We start from the raw sequence: 17,854 nt of genomic DNA on the forward strand, positions 1-17,854 counted from the left end.
TATGGACCCTCAAAGCGATCACGACTATGACTTCATTGTCTGTGGTGCCGGCACGTCGGGCTGCGTGGTCGCTGCGCGGCTTGCCGATGAGTCAGGCGCACGGGTTCTGCTGATTGAGGCCGGCGAAGACTATTCTGGCCCCGAGGTGACAGAACCAGCGCAATGGCCGCTGAACCTCGGCTCTGCGCGCGACTGGGCATTCGAGGGCCAAGCCGATCCACGCTTGAACGGTCGACGGCTCCCGTTGAGCATGGGCAAGGGGCTCGGCGGAGGTTCGAGCATCAACGTGATGGTCTGGTCGCGCGGCCATCGCGCCGATTGGGAGCATTTTGCTGCCGAGTCTGGCGACCCGGCCTGGGGTTACGCATCGGTGCTCGATTACTACCGCAGGATCGAAAACTGGCAAGGCAGCCCGGACGCCACCCGGCGTGGTTCAGGTGGGCCGGTACATGTCGAACAGCCGGCCACGCCTCAACCCCTTGCGTTGGCAACGCTGGAGGCGGGTGGCGATCTGGGCATCCCACGATTCGACAGTCCCAATGGCGAGATGATGGAAGGCGCAGGAGGGATCGCTGTCACCGACTTGCGCATCAAACAGGGCAAGCGCGAGTCAGTTTACGACGCCTACATCCGGCCACGCTTGCACTGTCCGAACCTGACGGTGCTGACCGGGGCGTTGGTGACCGGCGTGTTGCTGGTCGGCACCCGGGCCGTCGGTGTCGAAGTGTTGATCGCCGGCGAGCGGCGCCGCTTTCATGCCGCATCTGAAGTCGTTCTGTCCATGGGCGCGGTGCAATCACCGAAAGTGCTCATGCAGTCGGGCATCGGTCCGGCGGATGAACTGCGAAAACACGGCATCGCACCGGTCGTTCATTTGCCCGGTGTCGGCGAGAATTTGCAGGATCACCTGGCTTTCGGCTGTACGTGGGAGTACCGACAACCCCAGGCGGTCGCTGGCAGCGGATGCGAAACCACCTTGTACTGGAAAAGCGACAGTCGCCTGGAAGCCCCGGATCTGTTGCAGTGTCAGCTGGCATTTGCGGTACCGTCTCCGCCAGAGGTCGCCATACAACCGCCGGAGCATGGTTGGACGATGTTCGCCGGGCTGGCCAGACCGGCCAGTCGCGGATGCCTGCGACTGTCGGGTGCAGGGCCGCTGGATGCACCGATCATTGAGCCGAACTCCCTGAGCGAGCCCGAGGACATGGCCGCAGCCCATGCGTCGATCGAACTGTGCCGGGCGCTCGGCAACAGCCAGGCCTTCGATGGGCTGATCAAGCGCGAAGTCGTGCCCGGGCCGAGAGAACGCCGCGCTATGGAACAGTTCATCCGCAACTCGGCGATGACCTACTGGCACCTGTCGTGTACGGCAAAAATGGGCCGCGATGCGCTGTCGGTGGTTGACCACCAATTGCGCGTGTACGGGATCGACGGGCTGCGCGTTGCAGATGCCTCGATCATGCCGCGCATCACCGTTGGCAACACGATGGCGCCGTGTGTCGTTATTGGTGAGCGGGCGGCGGAGCTGGTGCTTGCGGGAGTATAAAGCGCCCACAACGCCCCGCTGCGCAAAATCTGCTTTCACTCGTTCGCAAGATTTTCCCTCGCCCACTGCTCAGCCGTCGTGACCTGAATCGCCCGCTGCTCATTGAACGTGCCCGCTTTCGGCCACGCCACACCTCGACCTTGGGCAAACACCGCGCGGTATTTTTTGATGTGGTGAGTGGGGTCTTTTTCCAGTTCCTGCATCAGGTGCGGCACTGTCCAGACGTTGCGCTTGAAGGGCCGTCCGAGCACGCGTTCGAGAAGGCCCGCGACCTGTTCATAGGTCAGCGTGTCGCCCGACAGATACACGATCTCGTTGCGAAAACGCGGTTCGAAGAAAACGATTTGTGCGGTCAGCTTGCCGATGTCGTCCGGGGTCGTCAGCGTCACGCTGGTGTCCAGGCTGCCCAGGGCGTTAACGGTGTCGTTGTCGAAATCAACGACTTCAAACACCGGCTCGAAGAGGAAACTGGTAAACATGCCGGTCGAGATGATCACCCATTCGGTTTTGTCCTGCGCGCGCAGCAGTTCGCGCACGTCGAGCTGAGCATCGAACAGATCCTGCGGACTGCCCCGGCCGATCACTTCGAAGTCCACGCCAAACTGCCAGGGAAAGTAGCGTTTGATGCCCGACTTGAGCGCAGCGGTCGCCAGCTTCATCGGCGTCTCGCGACCAGCGACCATGCCGGCGCAGCCGATGACGGTATCGAAAGGTGCGAAGACTTCGGCCAGTTGGTCGATCGAATCGTTGACCAGATCTGCCGCCACCATCTGCACGCCGAGACTGCGCAGTTCATCAATTTCGGCTTTCTTTGCCGGCACCTGACTGTCGATCGTCGAGTCCCTGAGCAGGACACTGATCGTGCTGCCGGGCGAGCGCTTTGCCACTCGCGCAAGGTTGCGCAAAACCGGCAGGCCGAGCTCGCCTGCACCCAGGACAAGAATGGATTGCGGAGAAGGGTGGCTCGATTCGGTCATGATGTCTCCTGAGATCTGCATGTAAGATCGGCAAATGCTGGCACGATCGGGCAGCACTCAGAAGAAGGCACACGCGTGATACCAAGTGAAGAAATGACTGATCAGCAAGCGCTCAGTGAGGCAGAAGCGATCTGCCAGACGCTCAGACGAGACGATGATGGCGTGCGCCGCGAAGTGCTCGCGCACGCCGGCAGTCGCTGGTCTTTGGGCATCCTGCATGCCTTGGGGGTGTACGGCACGATGCGCCATGCCGAGCTCAAACGGCAGATGACCGGCGTGACTCAGCGCATGTTGACCAAAACCCTGCGTGCGCTGGAACGCGACGGCCTGCTGACCCGGCGCGAGCTCGACCAGGTGCCGCCGCACGTCGAGTACGAGCTGACGCCATTGGGCATGGGCTTGCTGGTGCGGATGTCGCCGATCTGGACTTGGGTGGTGGAAAACGTCGAGGGTTTCCGCCAAGCGCGACGCACGTTCGATAGCCAGATCGGCAAGAAACCCTCATGGCAAATTCCTGTTCCAGCGCGGGATGATTCTGAAGCGTCAGACTGAGGTTTCGCGCTTCAGCTCAGCGGCACCGCGAACACGGCACTGGCGCGCGCAACCGTTCGCTCACCGACGTGCAGACTGACGCCAGCAAACGCCAGTTGGCGGCCCTTTCTGGAGTGTTCAAGACGCACTTCGAGCCACTCGTTGATTTGCACCGCACCGAGATAATCCAGGGTCATGCTCGCCGTGATCAACGGCTGCGGCGGATCGCTGGAGAAGGCCATGGCGTAGCCCATGCCGACATCGGCCAAAGTCGCCAATACACCACCATGCAAAGTGCCGCGACCATTGGCGTGGCGGGAGTCGGTCAGCAAGCCCAGCTCCAATTGCAGGCCGTGGCCTCTGGCGTAGATCGGGCCGAGCAGATCCAGCAACGGACTGCTGCGGGTGAATGGAGTGAAACCTTCGGGAATGGCCGTGGCGTTCATGATCCCGTCCTGATGCAGGTGGCTGACCTGTGTGATTGAGCGGGGAGTCGCAGGAGGGGGCAAGCACTATGCGGATGGGGAATTTGCTGCGATAAGTGCGCGGAGCAGGGCACTGAATGTCAGTGCGACGACACAAACGGCGAAGCAGTCGTCGGTGCCGGCAGCGCATAGGCCTGTTTCATCCACGCAACTTCCGCTAGCGGTGTGCGGCCGAAGAGGCGTTTAAAGTCGCGGCTGAATTGCGAGGCGCTTTCGTAGCCGACCAGAAATGCAGTTTTTGCCGCAGTCAGGTCGTTGCGCAGCATCAGCAATCGCGCCTGGTGCAGCCGCGTCGACTTCAGATACTGCATCGGCGAGGAATCGGTAACCTTGCGAAAGTGCAGGTGAAAATTCGGCACGCTCATCTGCGCTTCCCCGGCCAGGGTTTCTACGTCGAGATGTTGGTGATAGCAACTGTGGATCTTGTGGATGGCGCGGGTCACTTTGCCGAACTGGCCCTGTTGGGCGATGGCGGCACGCAGGGTGCCGCCTTGTTCGCCGGTGAGGATGCGGTAGTAGAGCTCGCGCAGCATCGCCGGCCCGAGGATTTGCGCGTCGGCATCGTTGCTCATCACTTCAAGAAAACGCAGGGTTGACCGGCGTAGCGGTTCGTCGAGTGGGGAGGCGTACATGCCCATCGGCTGCGCTGTGGGGAAATCCCACCGCTCATCGACCTGCTGAATCAGCTCGCCAGCCAAAGCGAAATCCAGACGCACGTACACCGCGAGCATTGGCTCGGCTTCGCTGGCGTCGGTTTCCATGGTGAAGGGTACCGGCACCGACACCACCAGATAGTGCTGAGCGTCGTAGACGTAGACTTCATCGCCGAGATAGCCGCGTTTACGCCCCTGACAAAGGATCACGATGCCCGGTTCGTACAACACCGGCGTGCGGGTCAGCGGTCGGTTGGAGCGCAGGAAACGCACATCCTCCAGCGGGCTCAGGTTGTAACCTTCCAGTGGTGCGAGCTGGCTCATTAGCTGGACCATGCGCGTTGTGATTGGGTCTTTCGGTTTCGGCATGGGCTGCGGGTTTCCTTTTGAAAAGGCGGGTTTGAACCTGTCTGGCTGATTGGCGGGGTGTCAGACAGAGCCCTCACCCTAGCCCTCTCCCAGAGGGAGAGGGGACTGACCGCGCTGCTTTCTGGTACTACGCCGACCTGTAATATCGTGCCGAACGCGGGGGTTGAATTCACCCGCGATCGGCTCCCTCTCCCTCCGGGAGAGGGCTGGGGTGAGGGTGCTTTTGATCTTTCAGCCATCCGTCGAGCGGCTAAGCGCTGCCCATTGCTCAATACTCTCCGCCGTGCGCTGCAATTTGTCACGCACCAGCGCCAGCGCATCACTGCCCAATAGCAGGTGAGCCGGCGGGTTTGGACTGTCGATGATCGTCAGCATGACCCGTGCAGCTTTCTGCGGATCGCCCAGCTGATGGCCACTTTTCTCCTCGCGGGCCTTGCGCACCGGATCGAAGCTTGCGTCGTAGTCACTGATGCTACGCGGCGTGCGTTGCATCGAGCGGCCTGCCCAATCGGTGCGAAATGACCCCGGCGCCACAGCGGTGACAAAAATATTGAAGGGCGCAAGCTCCTTGCTCAAGGTGTCGGAGATACCCTCAAGCGCAAACTTGCTGCCGCAGTAATACGCGATCCCGGGCATGGTGATATGGCCGCCCATCGAAGTGATATTGAGGATATGCCCCGCGCGGCGCTGGCGGAAATACGGGACAAACGCCTTGGTCACCGCCACTGCGCCAAACACGTTGACGTCGAACTGGCGACGCATTTCCTCCAGCGATGACTCTTCGAAAATCCCCTCATGGCCATAACCTGCGTTGTTGACCAGCACGTCCACCGGGCCGTGACGATCCTCCACAGCCGCAACCACCCTATCGATGGCATCGAATTCGGTAACGTCCAGCAGCACCCCATGCGCGCGCTTGGGCGACAGCGCTTCGCAGGCTGCCAGCGCGGATTCACTGCGCACTGTGCCGATAATCCTGTGACCTTGAGCGAGCGCTTCCTTGGCCAGCGCCTGGCCGAAGCCGCTGCTGACACCGGTGATGAAAAGAGTCTTCATGGATCTGTACTCCAGGAGGCAATTGGAGAGGCCATGCTAGGGTGGATAACGCTGGTGGACGATGCCGAATCGGATCGAAGTATTGCCTGTTCCTATCAATAGAGTGTTCGATCAGGTCTTGCCTCAAAAAACGGAAAAGTCCTGCAGGTCTCAAACCCGCAGGACTTTTCCTGTCTCAGCATCACGCGCTTATGCTGCGCGACGGCCCGGTGTACGGTCCGATCCATCAGCGGCGAGGGCCTCACCCAGTGGGGTGCGGTCTGAGCCGTCGGCAGCGATGGCCTGGCCTTGTGGGGTCTTGTCATAGCCGTCTTCAACCAGGCCTTGTTCCTCGAGGCGGTTGCGGCCGTTTTCAGCCAGAGCCTGACCCTGCGGCGTACGTTCCGAGCCATCGGCAGCAACAGTCTGCTGTGGTTCGCTGACCTGGGTGAAGAAACGATCTTCCTGATTGCTCGGTACGGCGAATGCGCTGGCGCTGAGAGCGAAGGTGGCGATAGCGATCAGTTGGCTTACAGTTTTCATGGCGGTGACTCCGGTCAAATTTCGATTGAGGTCCGGGTCGTTCAGATCAGTCTCTGGTTAACCCGTTGCAGTGGTGTGTTCTGCATGGGTTCAGATTAGGGGGCAGGGCGGTATCGGCGTTAGGCGGATACTGTTGGCGATTTGCCTGATTCTGCTCGCTGAAGATGATTTACAGGCTAGCGACCTTATGGCTTCACGGCGCCGCGAGCAATCAGGTTCCGCCAGAGAGATAGCTTTGCACTTGCCTGACTACATCGCGAGCGGTGCGGGTTACGCCGATCAATGTGGCAGAAGCGAGGCCCGTCCAGTCGCCGTAACCCACCAGCCACAAATCGGGTATCGCAACGCTTCGGCTTTCGTCCACAATCACTTTGCCATCCCGGCCTACAACGCCCAGGTTGTTCAGGTGGTCGAGCGCCGGAGCAAATCCCGTGCACCAGATGACAGCGTCCACTTTTGTCTCGATTCCCGATGACCACACAACCCCTGTCGAAGTGAAACGCGTGAACGGCCGTACCGCGCTCAATACACCGCGTTCGCGAGCTTCCTTGACCGGTGGCACCATGACGATGTCGCCCAGCCCTCCAACGGGCTGTTGAGGCTCCACGCCATCCTGCTGCGCCTTCAATCGAGCAGTAGCGCGTTCGAACAGGACGCGTCCATCCACCTCATCAGGTAGAAACGTTGGGGCCTGTTGCGTAACCCAGGTTGCCTGAGCCACTTTGGAGACCTCGGCGTAAATCTGGGCGCCCGAGTTGCCGCCACCGACGACAAGGACGGTTTTACCCGCAAACTCGTTCGGCCCGACGTAATGAGCGGAATGAAGCTGCCTGCCTGCAAACAATGCCTCGCCGGGATAGTCCGGTACGAATGGGCAGCTCCAGGTGCCAGTTGCACTGATAACCGCTTTGGCGTCCCAGTGGTTGTCCTTTGAGATAACACGCAAGCCGCCTTCGATCTTCTCGACACGGGTCACCCGCGTGGAGCGGATGATGGGGAAGTCATACCGGCGCTCGTACTGAGTCAGGTATTGGACAACGTCGTCCCGCCCGGGCGTCCCCTCGGACAGGGCCGGCATCGGCCAGCCTGCAATCGAACTCCATGCCGACGGCGAGAAGAGCCGCAGCGAATCCCAGCCATGCCGCCAGGCGCCTCCTGGTCCCGGCTCGGCATCCAGCAGCACGTAAGACAAGCCTGTGCGCTTCAAAAAATAAGCGACAGTCAGCGCGGATTGGCCACCACCAATGACCACGACATCAAGTTTCGAATTCTGACTCACCAGCATCCTCCAGGCTCAACGGCCTCAACTTGTGAAAGATCGTGGTGCGGCTCGTACCGGTTCCGCACACAGGCATCAAATCGAACGCTGGTTGACACGTCTGGACAGCTCTTCGGCGGATTCCTTACGCTCGGAATAACGGTCGACCAGGTAATCCTGACGATCTCGCAAGAGCAGCGTGAACTTCATCAGCTCTTCCATCACGTCCACCAGTCGGTCGTAGTACGAGGACGGTTTCATACGACCTGCCTCGTCGAACTCGGTAAATGCCTTGGCCACGGAAGACTGGTTCGGGATGGTGAACATCCGCATCCAGCGGCCAAGTACCCGCAACTGATTGACCACGTTGAAGGACTGCGAGCCGCCGCAGACCTGCATCACAGCAAGGGTTTTGCCTTGCGTAGGTCGTACAGCGCCCAGTGCCAGCGGAACCCAGTCGATCTGCGCTTTGAACACGGCACTCATGGAGCCGTGACGCTCGGGAGAGCACCACACCTGACCCTCTGACCATTGCATCAGCTCGCGCAGTTCCACGACTTTGGGATGGGTGTCGGGTGCGTCATCAGGCAGCGGCAGACCCGCAGGGTCAAAAATCCTGGTTTCGGCGCCAAACTCCTTCAGCAGGCGTGCCGCTTCTTGCGTGACCAGACGACTGAATGAGCGCTCTCGCGTTGATCCGTATAGCAGCAGAATGCGAGGTTTATGCTGCGAAGGATTGCGAGGAGACAGCTGCTCCAGCGTAGGAATGTCGATCAGGTCGGCGTGTACGTTCGGCAATGTATCTTGCATATGAACTCCTGCGGCGGCGCGTGGAGGGGCGCCGCCTCGGTTGATCTTTAAAGCGAACCGATGCGGTTCAGTTCAGCTTTCAACTGTTCAGCGCTGATGGTCTTCAGTGGCAGCGCAAGAAATGCGCTCACGCGCTCGTGGATTTTGGCCAGTGTGGTTTCAAATGCAGCGGTGATCTCGGCTTCCGACCCGCTAGCCTCAGATGGGTCGGCCAGCCCCCAATGCGCCTTCAGGGCTGGGCCGAAGAAGATCGGGCATGCTTCTCCAGCAGCGCGATCGCAGACGGTAATGACGATGTCGGGAGGCGAGCCCTCAAAAGCATCCGAAGCCTTGCTGCTCAAGCCTGCCGTGGAGATGCCCGCCGCCTCCAGCGTTTGCAATGCCCGTAGATTCACCCGGCCACTGGGAAAGCTTCCCGAGCTGACGGCTTCTACACCCTCGGGCGCCAAGTGGTTGAAAAGCGCCTCGGACAGAATGCTGCGGCAGCTGTTGTGGGTGCACATGAACAGGATTTTCATCAGACGATTCCTTGATTCAGAAACTTAGGCGCAGTGCCAGGGCGGACAATGTGGCGACGAGAATGGGCAAGGTCAGCACGATCCCGGTCTTGAAGTAGTAACCCCAGCTGATCGTGATGTCTTTCCGGGCGAGCACGTGCAGCCACAACAGCGTGGCCAGGCTCCCGATCGGGGTGATCTTCGGGCCCAGGTCGCAGCCGATGATGTTGGCGTAAACCATCGCTTGCTGGACTACACCGTCGACTTCGGCGGCATGAATGGATAAGGCGCCTACCAGAACGGTGGGCATGTTGTTCATGATCGAAGACAGCAATGCTGTCAGCAGCCCTGTACCAAGGGACGCGCCCCAAACGCCATAACCGGCGAACACGTTCAGGATTTGCGCGATGTGGTCGGTCAGGCCGGCGTTCTTCAGGCCATAAACAACCAGGTACATACCCAAAGAAAAAATCACCACCTGCCATGGCGCCTCTTTGAGCACCTTGCTTGTGTTGATGGCATGACCACGAGCCGCGATGACATAGAGAATGCATGCACAGACCGCTGCAATGGCGCTGATTGGCACCCCCAAAGGCTCAATGACAAAGAAGCCGATCAGCAGTAGTGCCAGCACCCACCAGCCGGCTACGAAAGTGGCACGGTCATGGATTGCGTCATCCGGATTGTCCAGTTGGTTGAGGTCATAGGTCTTTGGTAAATCTCTGCGGAAAAACCACAGCAGCATGGCTAATGTCGCCGCCACGCTGACGATGTTTACCGGCACCATGATCGAAGCATATTCGTTGAAGCCGATATTGAAGTAGTCGGCAGAAACAATGTTGACCAGGTTGGAAACCACAAATGGCAAGCTCGCCGTATCTGCGATAAATCCAGCGGCCATGACGAACGCCAACGTCGCGGCGGGAGAAAAACGCAGCGCCAGCAACATCGCGATTACGATGGGAGTGAGGATCAATGCCGCTCCGTCGTTGGCGAACAGTGCCGACACAGCCGCACCCAGCAGGACGATAAATGCGAACAGCTTGCGGGTGCTTCCGCCTCCCCACCGAGCCACGTGCAATGCAGCCCACTTGAAAAAGCCTGCCTCATCAAGCAACAGACTAATAATAATGACCGCGATGAATGTCCCAGTGGCATTCCAGACGATGCGCCAGACCTCGGGAATGTCTGCAAGAGTAACGACGCCTGCCAGCAGCGCCACGATGGCGCCGAACGTCGCACTCCAGCCAACCCCGAGTCCCTTGGGCTGCCAGATGACAAGGACGATGGTGGCGATAAAGATCAATACGGCAATCAGCATTTCATTAATCCGGTTGGGCGTGAATCAGTTGCACACGGCTTGGTTGATCGGACGGTCGCTCATGCCGCACAGGCGCTTGGCCTCGGTTTCCAGCCATTGCTGATTGGCGTCTACCACTTCCTTCAAAACTGCAGCCACCCACGCGGGCAAATCAGGATTGACCCGGTAGTACACCCATTGACCCTGGCGACGATCCAGCAGCAAACCGGCGGAGCGCAGCAGCGCCAGATGACGAGAAATCTTCGGCTGACTCAGGTCGAGCGCTGCCGTCAGCTCGCATACACAGAGTTCACCTTGGCTCACGACAAGCAGGGAAATTTTGGCTCGGGTGTCGTCGGCCAGGCACTTGAACAAGGTGGTGGGGGTCATGGGTTCTGTCATTCGTCCTCCAGATGCTTTTGTCTTGACCAAAACGAAGAGCCTGATGCGTTTGCGGATGTCGTGATGCGTAGGATGAAAGGCGGCGGGATGATTGCCGGGCAATGGATACGGATGACCGAATATACGCATATGCATATATCTGGTAAAGCGAATATAGCAGCGGTTGAACCGTCGAGACTGATAGCGGCGGACCGCACGGATATTGCCCGCGAATTTTCTGATTCCAGCTGATTGAAAATAGCCATTGACTTAGAGCGCGCTCAAACCTTTACGGTGATGACATGAATCCAGAACTGACAATTTCAAAATTGGCCAAGCGCCTTGATTTGAGCGCTCACACGATCCGCTATTACGAGCGCATCGGGCTGTTCGACCCGGTTGGGCGCGGTGGCAATGGCCACCGGGTATACGCCGAGAAGGATGTGCTGTGGGCCGAGTTTCTGCTCCGGCTGAAGGCGACCGGAATGCCGATCCAGCAAATGCTGCGGTATGCCGAATTGCGTCGATCAGGCGACTCGACCCTGGCAGAACGCCGCGAGCTTCTCGAGCAGCATCGCCGGGACGTGCAAGCGCAGATCAGCCAGTTGAGCCAGTCCCTGGAGGTTCTGGATAACAAGATTCAGATCTACCACCAACTCGAGCAAAAGGAGCATCACCATGATCCGTAAACTTCCCGGCTTCAACCGCTTGCTGTCCGCCACACTGATTGGCGCAAGCGTGACCGGTGTCGCAGCGCCGGTGGAGATGACTGATCGTCGAGAGCGCGGAGAAGCCGCTCTGACGCAGATCACTGGCGGACCTGGTCAGGCAGTGGTTGATTCATTGAAGGATACTGCTCCAGAGCTTGCGGACTGGATTCTGAGTTTTGCCTACGGCGATGTCTTCGCCCGCCCCGGGCTCGATCACTGCACTCGTGAGTTGGCAACCGTTGCGGCACTGACTGCACTGGGCAATGCCCAGCCACAACTGAAAGTGCATATCGGCGGCGCCCTGAACGTCGGGTGCACGCCGGAGGCGGTGGTCGATGTGATCTTGCAAATGACCGTATACGCAGGGTTTCCCAGCGCCTTGAACGGTATAACGGCTGCGCGTGAAGTCTTTGCTGCTCGCGGGATCAGTGTCAAATCCTAGGTGCGCACGCTGCAGAAACTGCGGGATAAAGCCAGATTCAACCTTCTACCCACCCCGCATACAACTGCACAAACCGCACCTGCAGCCATTCGATAAACACCTGCACCTGCGCCGGCAAATGCGTGCGGCTCGGGTACAGCAGCGATACCGGCCGAGGCGTCGGGCGCAGCGGTTGCAGAATCTCTACCAATGCTCCGTTAGCCAGATGCTCGGCGACCGCGATGCCCGGCGCCTGGATAATGCCGAAGCCCGACACGCCACACTGCACGTAGGCGTTCGACTCCGTGACGGTAATGCCTTTGCGGCTGACGTAGGTTTTCTGTTTGCCCTCATCTGAAAACTGCCAGGGCAGAGTGCGGTTGTTCTGGCCCGAGAGAAAGTTCACGCCTTGATGGTTCGCCAGATCTCCAAGCGTTTCCGGCGTGCCGTAGTCGCGCAGGTATTCGGGCGCGGCGCAGGTGACCATGGTCGCCAAGGCGATAGGGCGGGCGATCAGGGTTGAGTCGGGCAGCTCGCCGATGCGCAGCGCACAGTCGATGCCTTCGCCGACCAGATCAACCGCACGATCGGTGACGCCCAGCACCATGTCGATGCCGGGGTAGTTGTCGGTGAATTCGCGCAGGCTCTTGATGAATTCCAGTTGCGCGAACGCAGTGGGGATATCGATGCGCAGGCGGCCGGACAGCGTGGCTCCGGGGCGATCGAACATCGTGGTGGCGGCGGTGATCTCGGCGAGGATTTCCTGTACCCGCTGATAGAAAAGTTCACCCTCGGCGGTGAGTGCGACTTTCCTCGTAGTGCGCTGGAACAGGCGCACGCCCAGCGATGTTTCCAGTTCCTGAATATAGCGAGTGACCTGCGGCCGGCCGATGTCCAGCGACTCGGCGGCTTTGGTGAAACTGCCCAGCTCCGCCAGCCGGGCGAACAGGCGCATCGATTGCAGTAATTCCATGACTTTTCCGCTGAGCTTCAGTATCTGGATTTGTTGCCTGAGAATAGAACAATCCTGTCTGTTTCCAAGCATTTATTGCGCTGGTGTAAAAGCCAATCATGGCCCCAAGGCAAACCTGCTGAGGGTTTGCGGCCAATAACGCATTTGGAGACTCACCATGAAAGCGTGGTTACTGAAAGATTTCGGGCTCGACAATCTGCAACTCGGCGAGACGCCAACGCCGCAGCCCAAGGCTGGCGAGCTGTTGGTCAAGGTCGGCGCGGTCTCGCTGAATTTCCGCGACAAGGCCATCGTTGACGGTATCTACGAGCCGCACCTAGTGCCAAAACCGCTGATTCCGGTGAGCGATGCCGCCGGTACCGTAGTCGCAATCGGCGCCGGTGTTACTCGTTTCAACGTCGGCGACCGAGTCAATTCGCATCTGTACTCGCGCTGGCTTGACGGCGAGCCGGGGCCGAACGAACCGGATTATTGCTTTGGCTCGCCGCTGCCCGGTGGCCTCGCCGAGTACATGATCATTCACGAGGACAGCGCCGTCGGCGCGCCGGCCAACATGAGCGATGAAGAGGCGGCGACGCTGCCTATCGCCGCACTGACTGCGTGGTACGCGCTGGTGGATTTCGGCGCTATTCAACCGGGCCAGACCGTGTTGGTGCAGGGCACCGGCGGCGTATCGATTTTCGCCGTGCAGATCGCCACCGCGCTGGGCGCCAAAGTCATCGCAACCTCAAGCAGCGATGACAATCTGCACGCGGTAAAACGTCTGGGCGCGGTCGCCGGTATCAACTACCGCAGCACGCCGAACTGGGCGGACGAGGTGCTGAAACTCACCGAGGGCAAGGGTGTGGATCTGCTGCTCGATGTGGCGGGAGGCAATGGCATCAACCAGTCGGTAGCAGCGACCAAGGCCTCGGGGCGGATAGCGCAGATCGGCTTTCTGACAGGGCAGACCGTCGAGCTGAACCTGATGCCGCTGATCTTCCGCCAGACCACCATTCGCGGCATCGCGGTGGCACCGCGTTCATCGTTCGACCGGATGAACGTGTTCCTCGCCGAGCACGACATTCGGCCGGTGATCGACCATGTGTATCCGTTCGAACAGGCGCGCGAGGCCTATGAGCATCTGGCGAAGGGGGCGTTTGGCAAGGTTGTGATCAAGGTAAGCTGACAACGAAAAAGGCGCCGATCAAGGCGCCTTTTTTGCTGGTCTGGTTTTTTACGGTTCGCCGCGCTCAACCATCGCGCGCCATTGCTGCACACTCGGACGTTGCTGCATGCGCGCGTGCCATTCGCGCAGTGCCGTGCAATCTTCCGGGACTTCCAGCTCAACCAGCGCCGAGAAGATCATCCCGCCCAACAGGGCGATATCGGCCATGGAAAAACTGGCGCCGGCCACAAACGGCTGATCACGCAGCAATTTGTCGAAATAGCGCATGCCGCGCACAGCCTTGTCCCGCATGCGCATGCCCCATTCGGCGTTCTGGTACAGCTCCACTTCCGGGCCAAGTCCCGGGGTTGCATGGTGGAAATACACGCTGACGGCATCGAGAAATTCAATCTCGGCACGCTTGGTCAGCATGTGGATCCGTCCTTGCTCAACCGGTGTGCGGCCGGTGAGCAGGGGGTTGCCGTCGAGAACGTCCAGGTATTGCGTGATGGCCGTGCATTCGGCGAGCAGCGTGCCGTCTTCCAGTTCCAGCACTGGCAGCGTTCCGGAGTAGTTCAAGCGCAAGAATTCGGGGTTCTTGTGTTCGCCTTTCCACAGATTTACCGAGACGAATTCGGTGCGCTCCAACAGCGATTTTTCCGCCAGGGCGATGCGCACGCGGGCCGGGTAGGGGCCGTTGTACCAATCGTAGATTTTCAATGCGGAAATGGATTGAGCGTGGTTTTGAGTCGAGTTAGCGGTCATTTCAGGTTCCCTGCCTGTCAGTTGGTAGGCAAAGATTGCGGTCAGAATTTATTGCTGTCAATCCCCTACCTGCCAATTGGCAGGTAAATCTTTCGCGGGTACACTCCGCCCCATTGATCGATGGTCATCAAGGACACAGACATGAGCGTGAACGCACGCGAAGCGATTCTGGACGCCGCCAAAACAGCGGCGCAGACCCACGGCTACAACGGCATCAACTTCCGCAGCATCGGCGAAGTGGTGGGCATCAAGAACGCCAGCATCTACTATCACTTTCCCAGCAAGGCCGACCTCGGCGCGGCAGTTGCCGAGCGTTACTGGCAAGACGCGGCCAAGGCGCTGGACAACATTCGTGAGGCCAATCCCGAGCCGCAGCAATCCCTGAAGTTGTACCCGTCGATCTTCCGCACTTCGCTGGAAAACGGTAATCGGCTGTGCCTGGTCAGTTTCATGGCCGCCGAATTTCAGGATTTGCCGGATGCGGTCAAGGACCAGGTGAAAAAGTTTGCAGAGGTCAATATCGAGTGGCTGACCCAAGTGTTGATCGCTGCTGGATCTGCCGACGAAGACAGCTGCAAGGCGCGAGCGCGGGCGATTTACGCTGCGGTGGCCGGCGCGCAGTTGATTGCGCGCAGCCGAGGGGATACTGCGTTGTTTGATGAGTTGATCGGCAGCTACGAAAGCGCCGGGCTGATTTCGGCGGATTTCGCTGAGTAGCTTCCCACTCGCGCCGAAATCCACTTGCGGCTGTAAGCCAGCACATGGTCAGCAGTGGCGGCGGGGAAGTGGATGAAGCCATGCGGACATTCCGGCAGCACGTACATCTCCACCGGCGCCGCGTGTTGCCAGCGTTCAGCGATGAGCCGCGTGTCATCCAGCAGCGGATCGAGGTCGCCGGCAAACAGCAGCGCTGGCGGCAGCCCGCTGAAATCGCCATACAGCGGTGACAACGGTGGCTGGCGTCGTTGTTCGTCGCTGATGTCCGGCGTGAGCAGGCGCAACGCTTCGACCATGCCGGGGCCGTCGAGCACCAGAGTATCGGCGGGTGCGGTGCGCACGCTGGGTGTGCCGGTCAGGTCGTAGACGCCGTAATACAGCAGCGCGCCGCAGATCCGTTGCAGCAGTTCGGGCGAAGATTTGAGGGCGAGCAGGGTGGCCGCCGCCAGATGACCGCCGGCGGATTCACCAACGACCACTGCGGGCAGCCCGGCAAATTCGCCATCGTTCAAGATGCCGCGAGTGGCACGCAGGCAGTCTTCCAGCAAGCCCTCGATCGGCGTCGAAACGGCCAGCCGATAATCAACCGACACCACCGCCACGTCGCAGGTGTTGACGATGGCGATGTTGAAGTTGTCGTTCATCTGCGCATTGCCGATCACCCAGCCGCCACCATGGAAATCCAGCACCACGCCTTTGGCTTTGCCCTTGGGTCGGATGATGCGCACGGGCACCGTGTCGATGATCTTCCGTTCGGCGCTCAGCCCATGCTGGCGCAGCTTGCCGTCGCCGCCGAGCTGACCCGCCCGCAGCAACGCCTGAATCAGCCGTGGAGTGAGTCGATTACGGATCTTGAAGCGCGGCAGCCAGGCGAGTTTTTTGTTGAAGGCGCGAACCTGCGCCAGTTCGCGCTCGCCTTGTGGCCACGGAAAATCGCTCACAGACGATTCTTCATCAGGATCGAGCAGTTCAGCGCCGCCGCAACGCACAGCCACGCCAGGTACGGGAACAGAATCAGCCCGGTGACCACGTCCAGTTGCAGGGCGAGCACGACCATCACGGCGACCACCACCCACAGCACCGCCAGAATCACCAGCGCCGCCAGCACCTGATGCGCGCCGAAGAACACCGGCGTCCACAGCGTGTTCAGGGCGATTTGCGCAGCCCACAAGGCCAGCACCGTTTGGCTGCCGGGGATCAGGCTCAAGCGATAACCGGCCCAGGCCAGCAGCAGGTAGATGATCGTCCACGCTACGGGAAAGGCCCAGTTGGGCGGGGTGAAAGAGGGTTTGGTCAGCGATTCGTACCACGGGCCGGGTTTGAACATCACACCAGTGGTTGCGGCCGCCGCGCAGGCGAGAAGGAAGATGAAAAAAGTCATTGCCAGTCCTTAGCTGTGATCAGCTGTTATGGAGAGTTAAGAAGAGGACGCTTCGCTGCGCAAAAAGTTTGTTTGCAAACGCAAAATGGCAGTCAGGTTGAACTAAAAGCTGACCGTCGCGTCAGGATAAACACTGCCTTTTCCCACCGACGCGGACGACATCATGTACACCTATCACATCGAATACCGTTTCAACGGCGAGCCTCGTACTTATCTGCTCGAACTCAAGGAAGCGCAACTGGCCGAGCACGACGCGGCGATGCATCTGCTGGAACTGCATCTGGGCGATGCGGAAAACAGCCTGGTCATGCCCACGGCGGATTCGACGCCAGAACAGATTTTCGAGCAGGCCGAGCGGGTAGGGATTACACATATCCGGGTGGTCAGCCGGACCAATTGACCTTCGAATGCGGCGCAGGCGTTAGCAGAATGTGCTCTGGATTCAGGCCATGCGCCGCAATACCAGCACCATCCCCGCGCCCACGAGGCCCATGCAGGCGATCAGCACGGGAAAGGACATCCACCACGGAACGCCGGACGTCATCATGCTGAACTCCGACATGCCACCGATGCCGGCGATCAGGTTCAAGGGAAGGAATACGACGTTGATCAGCGTCAGCTTGCGCAGCGCCCGGTTCATGCTGTTGTTGGCAAGGTTGCCGTGGGATTCGATGAGGTTGGCGAACACCTTGGCGTGAATTCTGGCCTGCTGGAAGCTTTGTTCGTTTTCCACGATCAGATCGTTCAGCGCAGCCAGCTGACCGTCGCTGAAGCCCTGACGCTGACCGTGGTTGCGCAGCAGCGTCAGCACCGCTCCGTTACTTTGAATCGCATTGACGTAGTACACGAGGCTTTCGCTCAGGTTGTACATCTGCGCCAATTGCTGATTGTCCATCGCCCGGGTGAATTGCTGTTGGATCTCCCGAGCGATCTGTTTGACCACGCGCAAATGCCCGAGATAGTGGTGAACGCTTTCAGCGAGCAACGCCATCAGCACGTCCAGCGGCCCGGTCATTTGCGCATCGTGCTCCAACCCCGAAAGCAGCGAGTTGCTCGCGCAAATAACCACCAGGCGTTTTTCGCTCAGCACCACTCCGAAGGACGAAACGTTGAATGCGCGCCCGTCGAAGCTTTCCGGGCGCTTCCAGATCATAAACAGGTGATCAGGCTTGACCTCGATGCGGGCCACTTCGTCAGGGTCCAGCGACGACTCTATCGCTTGTGCGCCAATGCCCAGGCGTCTGTGCAAATTCAGTTGCTCGGCTGCGTCCGGGGCGACACACAGCCAGACAGTCGCCTGTTCTCCAGATGTCCTGTGCAGGGCGCCGCAATCAATGCCATAGCCTTCAATCATT

General features: G+C 59.6%; 22 protein-coding genes. 7 read left to right on the plus strand and 15 right to left on the minus strand.

Annotated features, from left to right (window positions below; translation table 11 throughout):
• Position 1 precedes the first annotated feature (1 nt).
• A complete protein-coding gene (locus HU724_RS12115) occupies positions 2 to 1,546 on the plus strand; it encodes a GMC family oxidoreductase (RefSeq protein WP_186568976.1) in 1,545 nt (514 codons plus the stop codon).
• Between the two features lie 35 nt (positions 1,547 to 1,581).
• Here the strand turns inward: HU724_RS12115 and HU724_RS12120 are convergent, their stop codons facing one another.
• The gene (locus HU724_RS12120; RefSeq protein ID WP_186568977.1) at positions 1,582 to 2,523 is read right to left on the minus strand and encodes an aromatic alcohol reductase; all 942 of its coding nucleotides are present in this window, start codon (positions 2,521 to 2,523) and stop codon (positions 1,582 to 1,584) included.
• A 93-nt stretch (positions 2,524 to 2,616) separates the two neighbouring features.
• On the opposite strand from HU724_RS12120, the gene HU724_RS12125 reads away from it, so the two are divergent.
• A complete protein-coding gene (locus HU724_RS12125) occupies positions 2,617 to 3,075 on the plus strand; it encodes a winged helix-turn-helix transcriptional regulator (RefSeq protein WP_186568978.1) in 459 nt (152 codons plus the stop codon).
• An 11-nt stretch (positions 3,076 to 3,086) separates the two neighbouring features.
• On the opposite strand, the gene HU724_RS12130 is transcribed toward HU724_RS12125, so the two are convergent.
• The 9 genes from HU724_RS12130 to HU724_RS12170 all read right to left on the minus strand — a co-directional run bounded on the left by HU724_RS12130 (position 3,087) and on the right by HU724_RS12170 (position 10,406).
• Positions 3,087 to 3,500, minus strand: a complete 414-nt coding sequence (locus HU724_RS12130) for a PaaI family thioesterase (RefSeq protein ID WP_186568979.1) — start codon at positions 3,498 to 3,500, stop codon at positions 3,087 to 3,089.
• 119 nt (positions 3,501 to 3,619) lie between these two features.
• Complete coding sequence (locus HU724_RS12135) at positions 3,620 to 4,561, minus strand: AraC family transcriptional regulator (protein ID WP_186568980.1); 942 nt, start codon at positions 4,559 to 4,561, stop codon at positions 3,620 to 3,622.
• A gap of 231 nt (positions 4,562 to 4,792) precedes the next feature.
• Positions 4,793 to 5,617: an oxidoreductase gene (locus HU724_RS12140; RefSeq protein WP_186568981.1), complete on the minus strand. Its 825-nt coding sequence runs from the start codon at positions 5,615 to 5,617 to the stop codon at positions 4,793 to 4,795.
• Between the two features lie 189 nt (positions 5,618 to 5,806).
• Positions 5,807 to 6,139, minus strand: coding sequence for a hypothetical protein (locus HU724_RS12145; RefSeq protein WP_110645751.1), 333 nt, complete (start codon positions 6,137 to 6,139; stop codon positions 5,807 to 5,809).
• Positions 6,140 to 6,350: 211 nt separating this feature from the next.
• Positions 6,351 to 7,424, minus strand: coding sequence for an ArsO family NAD(P)H-dependent flavin-containing monooxygenase (locus tag HU724_RS12150; protein ID WP_186568982.1), 1,074 nt, complete (start codon positions 7,422 to 7,424; stop codon positions 6,351 to 6,353).
• Between the two features lie 69 nt (positions 7,425 to 7,493).
• The gene (gene arsH / locus HU724_RS12155) at positions 7,494 to 8,207 is read right to left on the minus strand and encodes an arsenical resistance protein ArsH (RefSeq protein ID WP_186568983.1); all 714 of its coding nucleotides are present in this window, start codon (positions 8,205 to 8,207) and stop codon (positions 7,494 to 7,496) included.
• 47 nt (positions 8,208 to 8,254) lie between these two features.
• Positions 8,255 to 8,725 (minus strand): arsenate reductase ArsC, encoded by a 471-nt coding sequence (locus HU724_RS12160; protein ID WP_186568984.1) that lies wholly within the window; start codon positions 8,723 to 8,725, stop codon positions 8,255 to 8,257.
• A gap of 16 nt (positions 8,726 to 8,741) precedes the next feature.
• The gene (locus HU724_RS12165) at positions 8,742 to 10,025 is read right to left on the minus strand and encodes an arsenic transporter (protein WP_186568985.1); all 1,284 of its coding nucleotides are present in this window, start codon (positions 10,023 to 10,025) and stop codon (positions 8,742 to 8,744) included.
• A 24-nt stretch (positions 10,026 to 10,049) separates the two neighbouring features.
• Positions 10,050 to 10,406, minus strand: coding sequence for a metalloregulator ArsR/SmtB family transcription factor (locus tag HU724_RS12170; RefSeq protein WP_122610110.1), 357 nt, complete (start codon positions 10,404 to 10,406; stop codon positions 10,050 to 10,052).
• Positions 10,407 to 10,687: 281 nt separating this feature from the next.
• Between HU724_RS12170 and HU724_RS12175 the strand changes: the two genes are divergently transcribed.
• The gene (locus tag HU724_RS12175) at positions 10,688 to 11,074 is read left to right on the plus strand and encodes a MerR family transcriptional regulator (protein WP_016774345.1); all 387 of its coding nucleotides are present in this window, start codon (positions 10,688 to 10,690) and stop codon (positions 11,072 to 11,074) included.
• A 70-nt stretch (positions 11,075 to 11,144) separates the two neighbouring features.
• Positions 11,145 to 11,537, plus strand: a complete 393-nt coding sequence (locus tag HU724_RS12180; RefSeq protein WP_371857522.1) for a carboxymuconolactone decarboxylase family protein — start codon at positions 11,145 to 11,147, stop codon at positions 11,535 to 11,537.
• A 37-nt stretch (positions 11,538 to 11,574) separates the two neighbouring features.
• Here the strand turns inward: HU724_RS12180 and HU724_RS12185 are convergent, their stop codons facing one another.
• Positions 11,575 to 12,489, minus strand: coding sequence for a LysR family transcriptional regulator (locus HU724_RS12185; protein WP_186568986.1), 915 nt, complete (start codon positions 12,487 to 12,489; stop codon positions 11,575 to 11,577).
• 157 nt (positions 12,490 to 12,646) lie between these two features.
• On the opposite strand from HU724_RS12185, the gene HU724_RS12190 reads away from it, so the two are divergent.
• Positions 12,647 to 13,657, plus strand: a complete 1,011-nt coding sequence (locus tag HU724_RS12190) for a zinc-dependent alcohol dehydrogenase family protein (RefSeq protein WP_186568987.1) — start codon at positions 12,647 to 12,649, stop codon at positions 13,655 to 13,657.
• 48 nt (positions 13,658 to 13,705) lie between these two features.
• On the opposite strand, the gene HU724_RS12195 is transcribed toward HU724_RS12190, so the two are convergent.
• Entirely contained in the window at positions 13,706 to 14,401 is a 696-nt protein-coding gene (locus HU724_RS12195; protein ID WP_186568988.1) for a glutathione S-transferase, read from the minus strand.
• 141 nt (positions 14,402 to 14,542) lie between these two features.
• On the opposite strand from HU724_RS12195, the gene HU724_RS12200 reads away from it, so the two are divergent.
• Complete coding sequence (locus HU724_RS12200) at positions 14,543 to 15,118, plus strand: TetR/AcrR family transcriptional regulator (protein ID WP_186568989.1); 576 nt, start codon at positions 14,543 to 14,545, stop codon at positions 15,116 to 15,118.
• Here HU724_RS12200 and HU724_RS12205 read toward each other — a convergent pair.
• Entirely contained in the window at positions 15,076 to 16,059 is a 984-nt protein-coding gene (locus HU724_RS12205) for an alpha/beta hydrolase fold domain-containing protein (RefSeq protein WP_186568990.1), read from the minus strand. The genes HU724_RS12200 and HU724_RS12205 overlap by 43 nt on opposite strands.
• The gene (tspO, locus tag HU724_RS12210; protein WP_041480509.1) at positions 16,056 to 16,499 is read right to left on the minus strand and encodes a tryptophan-rich sensory protein TspO; all 444 of its coding nucleotides are present in this window, start codon (positions 16,497 to 16,499) and stop codon (positions 16,056 to 16,058) included. Before tspO ends, HU724_RS12205 begins: the two co-directional genes overlap by 4 nt.
• A 163-nt stretch (positions 16,500 to 16,662) precedes the next feature.
• On the opposite strand from tspO, the gene HU724_RS12215 reads away from it, so the two are divergent.
• Positions 16,663 to 16,899, plus strand: a complete 237-nt coding sequence (locus HU724_RS12215) for a hypothetical protein (RefSeq protein ID WP_186568991.1) — start codon at positions 16,663 to 16,665, stop codon at positions 16,897 to 16,899.
• Positions 16,900 to 16,941: 42 nt separating this feature from the next.
• On the opposite strand, the gene HU724_RS12220 is transcribed toward HU724_RS12215, so the two are convergent.
• Positions 16,942 to 17,853 carry a magnesium transporter CorA family protein gene (locus HU724_RS12220; protein ID WP_186568992.1) on the minus strand — a complete coding sequence of 304 codons (912 nt, stop codon included), beginning with the start codon at positions 17,851 to 17,853 and terminating at the stop codon, positions 16,942 to 16,944.
• Position 17,854: the final 1 nt, after the last annotated feature.

Origin of the sequence: Pseudomonas iranensis (genome assembly GCF_014268585.2) — a bacterium.
GTDB lineage: Bacteria > Pseudomonadota > Gammaproteobacteria > Pseudomonadales > Pseudomonadaceae > Aquipseudomonas > Aquipseudomonas iranensis.

Excerpts from the sequence above, each read along its gene's own strand:
- HU724_RS12115 (WP_186568976.1), top strand. The coding sequence starts at position 2 with ATGGACCCTCAAAGCGATCACGACTATGACTTCATTGTCTGTGGTGCC.
- HU724_RS12120 (WP_186568977.1), bottom strand. The coding sequence starts at position 2,523 with ATGACCGAATCGAGCCACCCTTCTCCGCAATCCATTCTTGTCCTGGGT.
- HU724_RS12125 (WP_186568978.1), top strand. The coding sequence starts at position 2,617 with ATGACTGATCAGCAAGCGCTCAGTGAGGCAGAAGCGATCTGCCAGACG.
- HU724_RS12130 (WP_186568979.1), bottom strand. The coding sequence starts at position 3,500 with ATGAACGCCACGGCCATTCCCGAAGGTTTCACTCCATTCACCCGCAGC.
- HU724_RS12135 (WP_186568980.1), bottom strand. The coding sequence starts at position 4,561 with ATGCCGAAACCGAAAGACCCAATCACAACGCGCATGGTCCAGCTAATG.
- HU724_RS12140 (WP_186568981.1), bottom strand. The coding sequence starts at position 5,617 with ATGAAGACTCTTTTCATCACCGGTGTCAGCAGCGGCTTCGGCCAGGCG.
- HU724_RS12145 (WP_110645751.1), bottom strand. The coding sequence starts at position 6,139 with ATGAAAACTGTAAGCCAACTGATCGCTATCGCCACCTTCGCTCTCAGC.
- HU724_RS12150 (WP_186568982.1), bottom strand. The coding sequence starts at position 7,424 with ATGCTGGTGAGTCAGAATTCGAAACTTGATGTCGTGGTCATTGGTGGT.
- arsH (WP_186568983.1), bottom strand. The coding sequence starts at position 8,207 with ATGCAAGATACATTGCCGAACGTACACGCCGACCTGATCGACATTCCT.
- HU724_RS12160 (WP_186568984.1), bottom strand. The coding sequence starts at position 8,725 with ATGAAAATCCTGTTCATGTGCACCCACAACAGCTGCCGCAGCATTCTG.
- HU724_RS12165 (WP_186568985.1), bottom strand. The coding sequence starts at position 10,025 with ATGCTGATTGCCGTATTGATCTTTATCGCCACCATCGTCCTTGTCATC.
- HU724_RS12170 (WP_122610110.1), bottom strand. The coding sequence starts at position 10,406 with ATGACAGAACCCATGACCCCCACCACCTTGTTCAAGTGCCTGGCCGAC.
- HU724_RS12175 (WP_016774345.1), top strand. The coding sequence starts at position 10,688 with ATGAATCCAGAACTGACAATTTCAAAATTGGCCAAGCGCCTTGATTTG.
- HU724_RS12185 (WP_186568986.1), bottom strand. The coding sequence starts at position 12,489 with ATGGAATTACTGCAATCGATGCGCCTGTTCGCCCGGCTGGCGGAGCTG.
- HU724_RS12190 (WP_186568987.1), top strand. The coding sequence starts at position 12,647 with ATGAAAGCGTGGTTACTGAAAGATTTCGGGCTCGACAATCTGCAACTC.
- HU724_RS12195 (WP_186568988.1), bottom strand. The coding sequence starts at position 14,401 with ATGACCGCTAACTCGACTCAAAACCACGCTCAATCCATTTCCGCATTG.
- HU724_RS12200 (WP_186568989.1), top strand. The coding sequence starts at position 14,543 with ATGAGCGTGAACGCACGCGAAGCGATTCTGGACGCCGCCAAAACAGCG.
- tspO (WP_041480509.1), bottom strand. The coding sequence starts at position 16,499 with ATGACTTTTTTCATCTTCCTTCTCGCCTGCGCGGCGGCCGCAACCACT.
- HU724_RS12215 (WP_186568991.1), top strand. The coding sequence starts at position 16,663 with ATGTACACCTATCACATCGAATACCGTTTCAACGGCGAGCCTCGTACT.
- HU724_RS12220 (WP_186568992.1), bottom strand. The coding sequence starts at position 17,853 with ATGATTGAAGGCTATGGCATTGATTGCGGCGCCCTGCACAGGACATCT.